Genomic DNA, 13464 nt, shown 5'->3' on the forward strand with positions numbered 1-13464 from the left:
CGGGTCAGGCGCGCGCGCCGTAACCCGCCAGCGCATCACGGACGCTTGAGCAGTTCCGCATGCGCCTTGCGCAGCATATCGGCCGTGGTATCCCAGTCGATGCAGCCGTCGGTCACCGAGCAGCCGTACTTCAGCTCGCGCAAGTCGGCCGGGATCTTCTGGTTGCCGGCCACGATGTTCGATTCGATCATCACGCCCACCAGCGACTGGTTGCCGTGCGTGATCTGGTTGACCACGTCCGTCATCACCAGCGGCTGCAGTTCCGGCTTCTTGTAGCTGTTGGCGTGCGAGCAGTCCACCACCACGTTGGCCGGCAGCTTGGCCTTGGCCAGCGCCTGCTCGGCAATCGCCACCGACACCGAATCGTAGTTCGGCCGGCCGTCGCCGCCGCGCAGCACCACGTGGCCGTACGCGTTGCCGCGCGTGCGCACGATGGACACATTGCCTTCGCTGTTAATGCCCAGGAAGGCGTGCGGGTTGGCCGCCGACAGGATGGCGTTGATGGCAATGCCGATGTCGCCGTCGGTGCCGTTCTTGAAGCCCACCGGGGTCGACAGGCCGGACGACATCTCGCGGTGCGTCTGCGACTCGGTGGTGCGGGCGCCGATCGCGGTCCACGCGATCAGGTCGCCCAGGTACTGCGGAGAGATCGGGTCGAGCGCCTCCGTCGCGGTCGGCAGGCCCAGCTCGCACACGTCCAGCAGGAACTGGCGCGCCTTTTCCATGCCCACGTCCACGCGGAAAGAATCGTCCATGTCCGGATCGTTGATATAGCCCTTCCAGCCGGTGGTGGTGCGCGGCTTCTCGAAATACACGCGCATTACCAGCAGCATGGTGTCGGCCACTTCGGCCTGCAGCGCCTTCAGGCGGCGCGCATAGTCCAGGCCCGCCACCGGGTCGTGGATGGAGCAGGGACCCACCACCACGAACAGGCGCTTGTCCTTGCGGTCCAGGATGGCGCGCAGGTCCGCACGGCCTTGCATCACGGTGGCCGACGCGGCGTCGGTCAGCGGCAGTTTCGCGTGCAGCGCCGTCGGGGTCGGCATGGACGCGAAGTTGGTAACGTTTACGTTTTCGATATCTGGCGAGATCATGATTCGGTGCCTCAACTCTATATTTTGATCAGGGGGACCTGCAAGTGTAGCCGAAATGCAGGATTCATGCGGGCTGCGGCTTGGTGTAAGCTCTCGCTCTATGACTACACATGCCACCCCCTACCCGGCCGCCCATTTCATCAAGGAAATCGGACGCGGCAAAAAGGGCGCGCGCAGCATGACGCGCGCCGACGCCAACGAACTCTTCCAAGCCATCCTGGACGGCCGCGTGTCCGACCTGGAGCTGGGCGGCATCCTGCTGGCCATGCGCATCAAGGGCGAATCGGTGGAAGAGATCGCCGGTTTCCTGGATGCGGCCGAAGCCTCGTTCACGCCGCTGCGGGCACCGGCCGGCGCCTGCGCCCCGGTGCTGATTCCCACGTACAACGGCGCCCGCAAGCTGGCCAACCTGACGCCGCTGCTGGCGCTGCTGCTGGCGCGCGAAGGCGTGCCGGTGCTGGTGCACGGCGTGCCGCACGACACCGGCCGCGTGGCCACGGCCGAGGTGTTCGCCGAGCTGGGCATCCACGCCGCGCGCGGCCATGCCGAGGCCGAGGCGGCGCTGGCGGCCGGCAAGGTGGCCTTCATCACCATCGGGACGCTGGCGCCCAAGCTGGCGCACATGCTGTCGCTGCGCCGCATCCTCGGCGTGCGCAACTCCACCCATACGCTGGTGAAAATGATGCAGCCCTTCGCCGGTCCGGCGCTGCGGCTGGTGTCCTACACCCACCCGGAATACCTGGAGATGCTGGGCGAATACTTCAGCACGGCCGCCGCGCCCGGACGCGGCGATGCCTTCCTGATGCGCGGCACCGAGGGCGAGACGGTGGCCAACGCCAACAAGGGCCAGCGCATCGACTGGTTCCACGCCGGCCAGCGCACGGTGCTGGTTGAGAAGCAGCTTACGGCGGAGCAGGAGGTGGTGCTGCCCGAGGATAAGAGCGCGGCCGCCACGGCCGCCTGGATTGCGTCCGTGCTGCGCGGCGACATCGCCGTGCCTGCGTCCATCGCCGAGCAGGTGGCCCAGTGCGCCAGGGTGGCGCGCAGTTTGTAGTGGCGGCGCTCGGCGGGTTACGCGCTGCGCGCTAACCCGCCCTACGGGTGTACCGGCCGGGATGCCGTAGGGCGGGTTAGACGCGCAGCGCCGTAACCCGCCGGGTGCCGCCACCGGCCCCGGCAAGGTACAATGACCGGTTTTGAAGCAGAATCGGAGCAGTGATGGCGAAATTTGATGTGGCAGTAATCGGCGCGGGCGCGGCGGGAATGATGTGCGCGGCCGAAGCCGCCAAACGCGGGCGCCGGGTGGTGCTGATCGACCACGCCGCCAAGCTGGCCGAAAAAATCCGCATCTCCGGCGGCGGGCGCTGCAATTTCACCAATATCAACGCCGGCCCTGCCAACTTCCTGTCCGAGAACCCGCACTTCTGCAAGAGCGCGCTGTCGCGCTACACGCCGTCGGACTTCCTGGCGCTGGTGAAGAAGTACCGCATCGCCCACCACGAGAAGCACCGCGGCCAGCTGTTCTGCGATGATTCCGCCGAGCGCATCATCGACATGCTCAAGGCCGAGTGCGCGGCGGGCGACGTGCACTGGCGCATGCCGTGCAAGGTCTCCAGCGTGGAGCAGCTGGACGACGGCAGCTATTTCCTCGTCACCGACACCGGCGACATTGAATGCGAGAGCGTGGTGATCGCCACCGGCGGCCTGTCGATTCCCAAAATCGGCGCCTCCGCCTTCGCCTACCAGATCGCCGAGCAGTTCGGCCTGCGCATGGTGGCGCCGCGCCCGGCGCTGGTGCCGCTTACCTTCGACGCCGAGACCTGGGCCCCGTTCGCGCCCCTGTCCGGCATTTCGCTGGAAGTGGACGTGGAAACCGGCACCCTGAAGGGTCGCAACCCGGACGGCGCGCGCTTCCGCGAAGACTTGCTGTTCACCCACCGCGGCCTGTCCGGCCCGGCCATCCTGCAGATTTCCAGCTTCTGGCAGCCGGGCGCGCCCATCGTGATCAACCTGCTGCCGGAGATGGACGTGGCCAAGGAGCTGATCGAGGGCAAGCAGACCGTCAAGAAGCAGCTCGGCAACGTGCTGGCGCAATGGCTGCCGGCGCGCCTGGCCGAGGGCCTGCTGCAGGCGCACGGCTTTGCCGCCGACACCCGCCTGGCCGACATGCAGGACGCCGCGCTGCGCAAGCTCGGCTCGGCCATCAACCAATGGACCATCACTCCCAACGGTTCGGAAGGCTACCGCAAGGCCGAGGTGACCCGGGGCGGGGTGGACACGCGCGAGCTGTCGCAGCAGACCATGATGGTGAGCAAGGTGCCCGGCCTGTACTTCATCGGCGAAGCGGTGGACGTGACCGGGTGGCTGGGCGGCTACAATTTCCAGTGGGCGTGGGCTTCGGGTGTGGCGGCGGGCGAGGCAGTCTGATATCATTGCATTCCCGGCGTGATCTTCCCGCCCGGAGTCAGATGTTGGCAGGACGAAAAGGTTGCTCAAAAACAGACAGTTCCATGCGAATCTGGGCCTGTTGAGCCGGTTTTACGTCCAAAGGTCTTCCCAATTTGGCCGAATACTGCTAATATCTTTATCTTCCTAAAATCTAACGGTTTGAATTTTTACATGACCACTATCCGCCTTAAAGAAAACGAGCCGTTCGAAGTCGCAATGCGTCGCTTCAAGCGCACCATCGAAAAAACCGGCCTGCTGACCGAACTGCGCGCACGCGAGTTCTACGAGAAGCCAACTGCAGAGCGCAAGCGCAAGCTGGCCGCCGCAGTGAAGCGTCACTACAAGCGCATCCGCAGCCAGCAACTGCCTAAGAAACTGTTCTAAGACTGATTCTTCAGGATAGCCCGGCAGTACGGCGTCGCGCCGCGGGGTGTCCTGTCCAGTCGCATACCCGCTCCGGTTCGCCGCAGCGGGTTTTCGCATTTTTGCGCCACATTTTTCCCTGTGAGGAACGAGCATGAGCTTAAAACAACAGATTTCCGATGACATGAAAGCCGCCATGCGCGCCAAGGAAGCGGGCAAGCTGGCCACCATCCGCCTGATGCTGGCCGAGATCAAGCGCAAGGAAGTGGACGAGCAGATCGAAGTGAGCGACGAGCAAGTGGTGGCCATCATCGACAAGATGGTCAAGCAGCGCAAGGATTCCATCACCCAGTTCGAGGCCGGCAACCGCCAGGACCTGGCCGACATTGAAAAAGCCGAGCTGGAAGTGCTGCTGGCCTACAAGCCGGCCGGCCTGTCGGATGAAGTGGTCGCTGCCGAAGTGGCTGCCGCGGTGGCCGCCTCGGGCGCCGCCGGTCCGCAGGACATGGGCAAGGTCATGGCCATCGTCAAGCCCAAGCTGGCCGGCAAGGCCGACATGGCCATGGTGTCCGCGCTGATCAAAAAAGCGCTGACGCCGGCCTGACCTGCGGCTCCGGCGGGTTACGCGCCCTGCGCTAACCCGCCCTACGTGTGCCCCGTCTGGCCGTAGGGCGGGTTAGCGCGCAGCGCGTAACCCGCCGGGCGCCGCCAGCGCCTCATTTGCGCCGCGGCTTGATCCGCCTCAACCCGGACCAGCGCGCGGCGGTATAGCCTCTGATGTAGAACAAGACTGATCGCCGTGATACCTCAATCCTTTATCTCCGATCTATTGAACCGCGTCGACATCGTGGACGTGGTCGGCCGCTATGTGCAGCTCAAGAAGGGCGGCGCCAACTTCATGGGCCTGTGCCCCTTCCACAACGAAAAATCCCCCAGCTTCACGGTCAGCCCCACCAAGCAGTTCTACCACTGCTTCGGCTGCGGCGCGCACGGCACCTCGATCGGCTTCATGATCGAATACTCCGGCATGGGCTTTGTCGATGCGGTGAAAGAACTGGCGCAAAACTGCGGCATGGTGGTGCCCGAGCAGGACGACAAGATCCCGCCTGCCCAGCGCGCCCAGATGCAGGCGCAAAGCATGGCGCTGTCCGAGGCCATGAGCCGCGCCGCCGACTACTACAAGTCCCAGCTGCGCTCGGCGCCCAACGCCATCGGCTACCTGAAAAGCCGCGGCCTGACCGGCGAGATCGCGGCCCGCTTCGCGCTCGGCTTCGCCCCCAACGGCTGGGACAACCTGCGTTCCGTGTTCCCCGACTACGAGGCACTGGCCCTGGTCGAAGCCGGCCTGGTGATCGACCGCGTGGACGAGGAGGGCAACCACCGCAAGCGCTACGACCGTTTCCGCGAGCGCGTAATGTTCCCCATCCGCAACACCAAGGGCCAGGTGATCGCCTTCGGCGGCCGCATCATGGAACAAGGCGAACCAAAGTACTTGAATTCTCCCGAAACGCCTTTATTTTCAAAGGGTCACGAGCTGTACGGCCTGTTTGAAGCACGCCAGGCAATCCGCGACGCGGGCTATGTGCTGGTGACGGAAGGCTATATGGACGTGGTGGCGCTGGCGCAAATGGGTTTCCCGCAGTCGGTGGCAACCCTGGGCACGGCCTGCACCAGCACCCACGTGCAGAAGTTGTTGCGTCAAACAGACACGGTGATCTTCAGTTTCGACGGCGACAAGGCTGGCCGCCGCGCCGCCCAGCGCGCGCTGGAAGCCTGCCTGCCGCACGTGTCGGACAACAAGACCATCAAGTTCCTGTTCCTGCCGGCCGAGCACGACCCGGACAGCTATATCCGCGAATATGGCGCCCCGGCCTTCGAGCAGCAGGTGCACGAAGCCATGCCGCTGTCGCAGTTCCTGCTGCGGGTGGTGTCGGCCGAGCATGACTTGAGCGAGCCGGAAGGGCGCGCGCGGGTGCAGTTCGAGGCCAAGCCGCTGCTGCAGGCCATGACGCCGTCGGCGCTGCGCCTGCAGATCGTGCGCGGCCTGGCCACCATGACGCAGAGCAGCCCGGGCGAAATCGAGCAGTTGTATGAATTGAGCAAGCCGGTGGCCGAAGTGCGCAAGGCGCCCCAGCGCAGCAGCCGTCCTCAGCCGGTGGGCCTGGAGCTGCAGATCGTGCGGCACCTGGTGGCGCACCCGCCGCTGGCCTTCACGATAGACGAGGCCGGCCTGGCCGCCTTCGCCAATTTCGGCGAGGAATCGGCCGAGCGGCTGTACCAGCTGATCGCGGCCGCCATCGCGCTGGGGCCGCAGGGCAGCTTCGCCGCGCTGGCGCAGCATTTGAAGGAGCAGGGTAGCGAGTACGATGGCATCATCAGCGAGATTGCCGCCGAGCCGGAATCGGACTTCGACGCCATCAAGACGTATCTGAGCAGCGCCATCCGCCAGATCAAGACGGATGCCCTGAAAGCCGAGCTGGCACAGTTGTTTGCGTCCGGTTTGTCTTCCAGTGAAATTGGTGTACGCTACCGCGAAATTACGGCCATGCAAGATCAATTGTTGAGAGAGGCAGAAGCGGAGCTTGCAGCCCGCTAGTGACGTGCCCGGCGCCCCTATGGGGCGGGCGTCCCGGGGCTCTGGAAATTGTAAAGTGGCGTGCTATAATAAAACGCTAAGTATTGACTGCTTAGCTTTGGTGTTTCAGTTCGGAATTCTGTTTGTTTTCAGTAAGTTAGGCTCTTGATCGGCGTAAAGATTGTGCGCCGGCGGCCGGGGCCGGAATATGGCCGGATGGCGCAACCAGCAACCGCCCAGGCGCGGCGCCTGCCTCCGGACATTCGTGGATCTAGCCCCCATGCGCTGTCTACAGTAGAATTTCTGCCGAGTACGGTCCCGGGTTTGGACCGGCGGCGGAGTTCCCTGTTTGCGCAAGGAGCCAGAAGGTGTAAGTATTCGTAGCATTGTTGCAAGAACTTTATCCTAACCCGTAAAGCAAGTCGTTGTGTAATCGAAAGCGCCTGTGCCAACAAAGAAACCTGAATCCAAAGCGGCTGTAAAGCCGAGCAAAGTGACCGCCAAGGCTGCCAAAACGGCCGACAAACCGGAGACGCGTGTTGCCAGCACGCCGCCGGCGGTGAGCCAGACCACGGATGCCGCCGCGCTGGCTGCCATCGATACCTCCGGCTACGTGCTGCCGTCCGTGAAGGTGCCGGGCCGTCGCGGCCGCAAGCCGAAAGAATTCCAGCCCGAGAACGACGAGGTCGCCGCGCTGAATGCGGTCGAGCGCGCCGAGCTGAAAGCGGTCGACAAGGCCAAGGCCAAGGACCGCAAGGCCAAGGAAAAGGCCCTGCTCAAGGACGCCTTCTCGTCCGACACGGAAGCGACCGAGGAAGAGCTCGAGCGCCGCCGCCAGAAACTCAAGACCCTGATCAAGTTCGGCAAGGAACGCGGCTTCCTCACGTACGCCGAGATCAACGACCACCTGCCCGAGAACATCGTCGATCCGGAAGCGATCGAAGGCATCATCGGCACCTTCAACGACATGGGCATCGCCGTCTACGAGCACGCGCCGGACGCCGAGACCCTGCTGCTGTCGGACAACGTGGCCACCATCGCCAGCGACGACGAAGCCGAAGCGGCTGCCGAAGCGGCGCTGTCCACGGTCGATTCGGACTTCGGCCGCACCACCGACCCGGTGCGCATGTACATGCGCGAAATGGGTTCGGTCGAGCTGCTCACGCGCGAAGGCGAAATCGAGATCGCCAAGCGCATCGAAGACGGCCTGAAGGACATGATCCAGGCCATTTCCGCCTGCCCGGTGACGATCGCCGAGATCATCGCCGCCTCCGACCGCATCCGTAACGACGAGATCAAGATCGACGAGATCGTCGACGGCCTGGTCGACGAGAGCGAAGGCGAGCCGGCTCCGGCCGCCGCTGCCGCCGAGGAAGAGGAAGAAGACGAGGAAGAGGAAGAAGAGGAAGAAGAGGAAGAGGAAGAAGCGGCCAGCCCGTCGGGCGCGGCGGGCTACTCGGCCGAACAGCTGGAGCAGATGAAGCAGGCTGCGCTGGAAAAGTTCGACATGATCTCGCAGCAGTTCGACAAGATGCGCCGCGCCTTCGAGAAGGACGGCTACAACTCGAAAGCCTACGTCAAGGCGCAGGAAGCGATTTCCTTCGAGCTGCTGGGCATCCGCTTCACCGCCAAGGTGGTGGAAAAGCTGTGCGACACCCTGCGCGGCCAGGTGGACGAAGTGCGCCACATCGAGAAGCAGATCCTGGACGTGGCGGTGAACAAGTGCGGCATGCCGCGCGCCCACTTCATCAAGGTCTTCCCCGGCAATGAAACCAACCTGGACTGGGTGGACGGCGAAGTCGACGCCGGCCACGCCTACAGCGCCATCCTGGGCCGCAACATTCCGACCATCAAGGAACTGCAGCAGCGCCTGATCGACCTGCAGGCGCGCGTGGTGCTGCCGCTGCCGGACCTGCGCAACATCAACCGCCAGATGGCGGCCGGCGAAATGAAGGCGCGCAAGGCCAAGCGCGAAATGACCGAGGCCAACTTGCGCCTGGTGATTTCCATCGCCAAGAAGTACACCAACCGCGGCCTGCAATTCCTGGACCTGATCCAGGAAGGCAACATCGGCCTGATGAAGGCGGTGGACAAATTCGAATACCGCCGCGGCTACAAGTTCTCGACCTACGCCACGTGGTGGATCCGGCAGGCCATTACCCGCTCGATCGCCGACCAGGCGCGCACCATCCGCATCCCGGTGCACATGATCGAGACCATCAACAAGATGAACCGCATCTCGCGCCAGATCTTGCAGGAAACGGGCGCCGAGCCTGATCCGGCGACCCTGGCCATCAAGATGGAAATGCCGGAAGACAAGATCCGCAAGATCATGAAGATCGCGAAGGAACCGATCTCCATGGAAACGCCGATCGGCGACGACGACGATTCCCATCTGGGCGACTTCATCGAGGACAACAACACCCTGGCCCCGTCCGACGCGGCGCTGCACGCGTCCATGCGCGGCGTGGTCAAGGACGTGCTGGACTCGCTGACCCCGCGCGAAGCGAAGGTGCTGCGCATGCGTTTCGGCATTGAAATGTCCACCGACCACACCTTGGAAGAGGTCGGCAAACAGTTCGACGTCACGCGCGAGCGCATCCGCCAGATCGAAGCCAAAGCGCTGCGCAAGCTGCGCCACCCGTCGCGTTCCGACAAGCTGAAGAGCTTCCTGGAAGGCAACTAGGACTTGACGACAATCCGCGCAGCCCCTATGCTGCCGGGTCGTTGTCCACAAGTTTCGGGCCCTTAGCTCATGCTTGGTTAGAGCAGAGGACTCATAATCCTTTGGTGCGCGGTTCGACTCCGCGAGGGCCTACCAGTTGGAAGAATCAGGGGTTACGTTTGCGCGTAGCCCCTTTTTTATTGCCTGGTGCCGGGCAGGCGTTCATGGTTGACTTCCTCCTTGCATGGATTACGCTACAAAAGCCACCGCAGCGCGGCAGCATCTTCCTGACGCCGCACTCCGATTGCCAACCAAGAGGAGTGACACCATGCCGAAATACGTCATTGAGCGTGAGCTGCCCGGAGCGGGCAAGCTCAGCAGCGCTGATCTGCAGGGCATTTCCGCCAAATCCTGCGCCGTCCTGAACGAACTGGGGCCGTCCATCCAGTGGGTGCACAGCTACGTCACCGACGACAAGATCTACTGCATCTACAACGCGCCCAGCGAAGCGCTGGTGCGGGAGCACGCGCAACGCGGAGGCTTTCCAGCCAATCGCATCTCGCAGGTGACGGAGATCATCGATCCAGTCACCGCGGAGTAGAGCGCCTGCGCCCTAGTGCCTGCGCCCTAGCGGCTGCCCAGCCTGGCCATGAAGGCGCCGGTGAGCCTGGCTACCTCGTCCAGCCTGGTGTCCATCACGAAGTGGCCGCCGTCCAGGATGTGCACTTCCGCCGCCGGATTGTCGCGGCGGAAGGCGTGCGCACCGGGCACGGTGAAGGCCAGGTCGTGCTTGCCCCATACCACCAGCGTCGGCAGCTGGCGCTGCTTCAGCCACGCTTGCCAGGCGGGGTAGGCGGCCAGGTTGGTCTGGTAGTCGTAGATCAGGTCGGCCTGGATTTTGGCCTGGCCGGGGCGGTTCAGGTAGGCGTATTCGTCCATCCACAGGTCCGGGTCGTAGGCTTCCACGGCCGGGTCGTCGCCGATGTGGCGGGCGCGCGTGGCGGCAACCGACTGGTGCACCGCGATCACGTCTTTTTCGTGCGCCGCGCGGTCGGCCCAGAAAGGCTTGCGCTTGGCCCACATGGCGCCCAGGCCTTCTTCGTACACATTCCCGTTCTGGAAGATCAGGCCCTGGACTGCGGCGGGGCGGGCCATGGCCATGCGCATGCCGACCGGCGCGCCGTAGTCCTGCATCAGCAGCACGTAGCGGGTGGCGCCCACCGCGTCGGTGAACTTTTGCATCACGGCGGCCAGGTGGTCGAAGGTGTAGCTGAAGCTGGCAGGGTCGGGCGCTTCGCTGTTGCCGAAGCCGGGGTAGTCCGGGGCGATCAGGTGGTAGCGGTCGCCCAGCTTGCGCAGCAGCCCGTCGTACATGCGCGAGGAGCTCGGTACGCCGTGCAGCAGCACGATGGCCGGTTTGCCGGCATCCCCGGCTTCGCGGTAGGCGATTTGCACGCCTTCCACGGAAACGGTGCGGTACGCCACCGGTGCGGCGTGCGCGCCGGTCATGGTCGAAGCAAGGGCTAGTGCTGCTGCTACTTTTGTTGCTGCTGCCAGGGCGTGTGCGCCGGTGGACTTGGTGTGCATGATTGGCCTCCGTTGGTTGCTGGTGGTGCCAATGTAGCTGCCGTGCCGGGCCGGAAAAAGCAGGCTGGGATCAATAGATAGTTTCGCTAGGCGAAACTGCGGGCCGCCATCCTGCAAGAGCGCCGCACGTGCATGCCGTCAGGCGGGCTTGTCCAGGTTTTGCTTCACCTGCTGCAGCAGTTCCAGCAGCGCCTGCTGCTGCTGCGCGCTCATGCCGCGCACGGCTTGCGCGTTCAGGATTTCCGCTTCGCGCTGCGCCGCCTGCTGGATGGCGCGGCCGGCGTCGGTGAGGGACAACCGGGTATTGCGGCGGTCGGCGGCGTCGGCCTCGCCCTGCAGCAGGCCGCGCTCGCGCAGCGCCGTGATCAGGCGCGCCAACTGGGCCTTGTCGCGCCCGCTGTGCCGCGCCAGGTCGCTTTGCGTGGTTCCGGGCCGGTGGCCGAAATAGCTCAGCACTTTCGCCTCCATGTGGGTCAGCTCGTGCTGGCCGTCGCGCAGGGCCTGGAATTGCTGGGTCTTGTACTGGTGCATGATGGTATGGACCAGCTCCAATACCGCGTCCGGCCGCTGTTCGCGGCAATGGTTGACATTGTCATTCGATTCGGGGATGATGGGTGACATTGTCAATCAATTGGAAAAGTAAAGACATGAGTATAGACTCTCCCGTCAGCCGTGTGCAGCGCGTGCGCCACGAGCTCAAGATCCGCCAGGTGGAGGTGGTGCGCGTGCGCGCCATCGGCAGCCATTTCCGCGCCATCACCTTCGGCGGCCCCGCGCTGCAGGACTTCCACAGCGCCTCCTTCGACGACCACGTCAAGTTCATCCTCGGCGAAGGGCCGGATGCAGCGAAGCGCGACTACACGCCGCGCAGTTTCGATCCCGTGGCGGGCGAGCTGGTGATCGAGTTCGCGCTGCACGGCGACGGCCCCTGTGCGGCATGGGCGGCGCAGGCTGCGCCGGGCCAGCGCGTCATCATCGGCGGTCCGCGCGGCTCGCTCATCATCCCGGTCGACTACGAATGGCATCTGCTGGTGGGCGACGAAACCGGTTTGCCGGCCATTTCGCGCCGCCTCGAAGAACTGCCGCGCGGCGCGCGCGCCACCGTCATCGTGAAGGTGGAGGATGCGGCGGACCGCCGCGCCTTCGCCGGCGAGGCAGCGCCCGACGTGCGCTGGGTCGCCAGCGACGCGGAGCTGCTGGCCGCCGTGCAGGCCTGGCCGCTGCCTGCCGGCGACGGCTACGCCTGGTGCGCGGGCGAGGCTGCCACCATGGCCGCCGTACGCCACGAGCTGGTCGGCGTGAAAGGCCTGGGCAAGCACGCCATCCGCGCCGCCGCGTACTGGAAGCGCGGCGGCAGCGGCTATCACGAGAACCTGGAGTAGGCCGCGCAGGCCGGCGCGCGGCGGGGCAGGGTGATGGCCCAGAACAGCAGCGCCGCCAGGCTCACGGCCGCGCCCAGCGCGCATACGCCCAGCCAGCCGGCCGCCGCGTACATGCGGGTGGAGGCCACGGCGCCCAGCCCGCTGCCGGCGGCGTAGAACATCATGTAGCAGCCCACCACGCGGCTGTGAGCCTGCGGATGGCGGCTGAAGATCATGCTCTGGTTGGTAACGTGGATGGCCTGGCCCGCCAGGTCGAGCACGATGATGCCGGCCACCAGCGCCCACAGCGATTGTCCGGTGAATGCCAGCGGCAGCCAGGCCGCCACCAGCAGGGCCAGCGCCACGCCGCTGGTGCGCTGGCCCAGGCCCCGGTCGGCCATGCTCCCGGTGCGCGACGCCGCCAGCGCGCCGATTACGCCGACCAGTCCGAACGCGCCGATGGCCGAGTGCGACAGCGCATGGGGCGGGGCGCTCAGCGGCAGCACCAGCGCGGTCCAGAAGATGCTCAGCGCGCCGAACATCAGCATGGCGATGGTGCCGCGCACTTGCAGTGTGCGGTCGTTGAGCAGCATGGCCAGCATGGAGCGCAGCAGTTGCGCGTAGCGCAGGGCCATGCTCCCTGCTGGCGCAGTTGCGGCCGGCGTGGCGGCGGTTGACGCCTCCGCCGGGGCGGCGTTGCCAGCGCCCGGCATGGGGCTGGCCGGGCGCGCCCCCGCGCCGACGCTGGGCGCCGGGCGCTGCGCGGGCAGGGCGCGCCACAGCACGGCCGCCAGCACCAGCGCCAGCGCGGCCGAGGTCCAGTAGACCGCGCGCCAGCCGGCGAGGTCGGCCAGCAAGCCCGCCACCGTGCGTGCGCTCAGCAACCCGATCAGCACCCCCGCCTGCACCGTGCCGACTATACGCCCGCGCTCGGCCGGCGCGGCGGTGGCTGCCGCGTAGGCGATCAGGCCTTGCGTCATGGCCGTGCCCAGCAGGCCCACGGCCAGCATGCCGCACAGCAGCAGCGGCGCGGCCGGCGCACAGCCCACCGCCAGCAGGGCCGCGCTCAGCAATCCCAGTTGCGCGAGCATCAGGCGGCGCCGGTCCAGCAAATCCCCCAGCGGCACCACCAGCAGCAAGGCCAGCGCGCAGCCCAGCTGGGTAGCGGCGATCACCGCGCCGACCGCCGCGTGCGTGATGCCGAAGTCGCGCGCGAGCGCGTCCAGCAGCGGCTGCGCGTAATAGACGTTGGCGACACTGATGCCGCAGGAAACGGAAAACAGCAGCGTCATCAGCCGCGAAGTGGTGGGTGGCATTCGGCCTCCAATCTGGTTTCAAATTAAAACTAGTTTCGAGTGTATGCAATCCAGT

General features: G+C 65.3%; 12 protein-coding genes and 1 tRNA gene. 9 read left to right on the top strand and 4 right to left on the bottom strand.

Annotated elements, in window-relative coordinates; translation table 11 throughout:
• Nucleotides 1–35: 35 nt before the first annotated feature.
• Entirely contained in the window at nucleotides 36–1094 is a 1059-nt protein-coding gene (locus ASC94_RS08385) for a 3-deoxy-7-phosphoheptulonate synthase (RefSeq protein ID WP_056393250.1), read from the bottom strand.
• A 100-nt stretch (nucleotides 1095–1194) separates the two neighbouring features.
• Here ASC94_RS08385 and ybiB point away from each other — a divergent pair, with 100 nt between their 5' ends.
• From ybiB to ASC94_RS08425, 8 genes are all read left to right on the top strand, one after another.
• Entirely contained in the window at nucleotides 1195–2148 is a 954-nt protein-coding gene (ybiB, locus tag ASC94_RS08390; RefSeq protein WP_056393252.1) for a DNA-binding protein YbiB, read from the top strand.
• A gap of 164 nt (nucleotides 2149–2312) precedes the next feature.
• Nucleotides 2313–3521, top strand: a complete 1209-nt coding sequence (locus ASC94_RS08395) for an NAD(P)/FAD-dependent oxidoreductase (RefSeq protein WP_056393254.1) — start codon at nucleotides 2313–2315, stop codon at nucleotides 3519–3521.
• 192 nt (nucleotides 3522–3713) lie between these two features.
• The gene (gene rpsU / locus ASC94_RS08400; RefSeq protein WP_008451879.1) at nucleotides 3714–3926 is read left to right on the top strand and encodes a 30S ribosomal protein S21; all 213 of its coding nucleotides are present in this window, start codon (nucleotides 3714–3716) and stop codon (nucleotides 3924–3926) included.
• Nucleotides 3927–4059: 133 nt separating this feature from the next.
• Complete coding sequence (locus ASC94_RS08405; protein WP_056393256.1) at nucleotides 4060–4509, top strand: GatB/YqeY domain-containing protein; 450 nt, start codon at nucleotides 4060–4062, stop codon at nucleotides 4507–4509.
• Between the two features lie 195 nt (nucleotides 4510–4704).
• Nucleotides 4705–6501, top strand: a complete 1797-nt coding sequence (gene dnaG / locus ASC94_RS08410) for a DNA primase (RefSeq protein ID WP_056393258.1) — start codon at nucleotides 4705–4707, stop codon at nucleotides 6499–6501.
• A 424-nt stretch (nucleotides 6502–6925) separates the two neighbouring features.
• On the top strand, nucleotides 6926–9166 hold the full coding sequence (gene rpoD, locus ASC94_RS08415; protein WP_056393261.1) for an RNA polymerase sigma factor RpoD: 2241 nt from the start codon (nucleotides 6926–6928) through the stop codon (nucleotides 9164–9166).
• Between the two features lie 56 nt (nucleotides 9167–9222).
• A tRNA-Ile gene (locus tag ASC94_RS08420) sits at nucleotides 9223–9301 on the top strand.
• A 172-nt stretch (nucleotides 9302–9473) separates the two neighbouring features.
• On the top strand, nucleotides 9474–9746 hold the full coding sequence (locus ASC94_RS08425; protein WP_056393263.1) for a DUF4242 domain-containing protein: 273 nt from the start codon (nucleotides 9474–9476) through the stop codon (nucleotides 9744–9746).
• Between the two features lie 26 nt (nucleotides 9747–9772).
• Here the strand turns inward: ASC94_RS08425 and ASC94_RS08430 are convergent, their stop codons facing one another.
• Nucleotides 9773–10732, bottom strand: coding sequence for an alpha/beta fold hydrolase (locus ASC94_RS08430; RefSeq protein WP_056393265.1), 960 nt, complete (start codon nucleotides 10730–10732; stop codon nucleotides 9773–9775).
• A 138-nt stretch (nucleotides 10733–10870) separates the two neighbouring features.
• Complete coding sequence (locus ASC94_RS08435; RefSeq protein ID WP_056393267.1) at nucleotides 10871–11353, bottom strand: MarR family winged helix-turn-helix transcriptional regulator; 483 nt, start codon at nucleotides 11351–11353, stop codon at nucleotides 10871–10873.
• A gap of 26 nt (nucleotides 11354–11379) precedes the next feature.
• On the opposite strand from ASC94_RS08435, the gene ASC94_RS08440 reads away from it, so the two are divergent.
• Entirely contained in the window at nucleotides 11380–12114 is a 735-nt protein-coding gene (locus tag ASC94_RS08440) for a siderophore-interacting protein (protein ID WP_056393269.1), read from the top strand.
• Here the strand turns inward: ASC94_RS08440 and ASC94_RS08445 are convergent.
• Entirely contained in the window at nucleotides 12096–13409 is a 1314-nt protein-coding gene (locus tag ASC94_RS08445) for an MFS transporter (RefSeq protein WP_056393271.1), read from the bottom strand. The two genes, ASC94_RS08440 and ASC94_RS08445, sit on opposite strands and share 19 nt — an antisense overlap.
• Nucleotides 13410–13464: the final 55 nt, after the last annotated feature.

Origin of the sequence: Massilia sp. Root418 (assembly GCF_001425265.1) — a bacterium.
Lineage (GTDB): Bacteria > Pseudomonadota > Gammaproteobacteria > Burkholderiales > Burkholderiaceae_D > Rugamonas.

Coding starts and splice junctions, on each gene's coding strand:
- ASC94_RS08385 (WP_056393250.1), bottom strand. CDS start 1,094: ATGATCTCGCCAGATATCGAAAACGTAAACGTTACCAACTTCGCGTCC.
- ybiB (WP_056393252.1), top strand. CDS start 1,195: ATGACTACACATGCCACCCCCTACCCGGCCGCCCATTTCATCAAGGAA.
- ASC94_RS08395 (WP_056393254.1), top strand. CDS start 2,313: ATGGCGAAATTTGATGTGGCAGTAATCGGCGCGGGCGCGGCGGGAATG.
- rpsU (WP_008451879.1), top strand. CDS start 3,714: ATGACCACTATCCGCCTTAAAGAAAACGAGCCGTTCGAAGTCGCAATG.
- ASC94_RS08405 (WP_056393256.1), top strand. CDS start 4,060: ATGAGCTTAAAACAACAGATTTCCGATGACATGAAAGCCGCCATGCGC.
- ASC94_RS08425 (WP_056393263.1), top strand. CDS start 9,474: ATGCCGAAATACGTCATTGAGCGTGAGCTGCCCGGAGCGGGCAAGCTC.
- ASC94_RS08430 (WP_056393265.1), bottom strand. CDS start 10,732: ATGCACACCAAGTCCACCGGCGCACACGCCCTGGCAGCAGCAACAAAA.
- ASC94_RS08435 (WP_056393267.1), bottom strand. CDS start 11,353: ATGTCACCCATCATCCCCGAATCGAATGACAATGTCAACCATTGCCGC.
- ASC94_RS08440 (WP_056393269.1), top strand. CDS start 11,380: ATGAGTATAGACTCTCCCGTCAGCCGTGTGCAGCGCGTGCGCCACGAG.
- ASC94_RS08445 (WP_056393271.1), bottom strand. CDS start 13,409: ATGCCACCCACCACTTCGCGGCTGATGACGCTGCTGTTTTCCGTTTCC.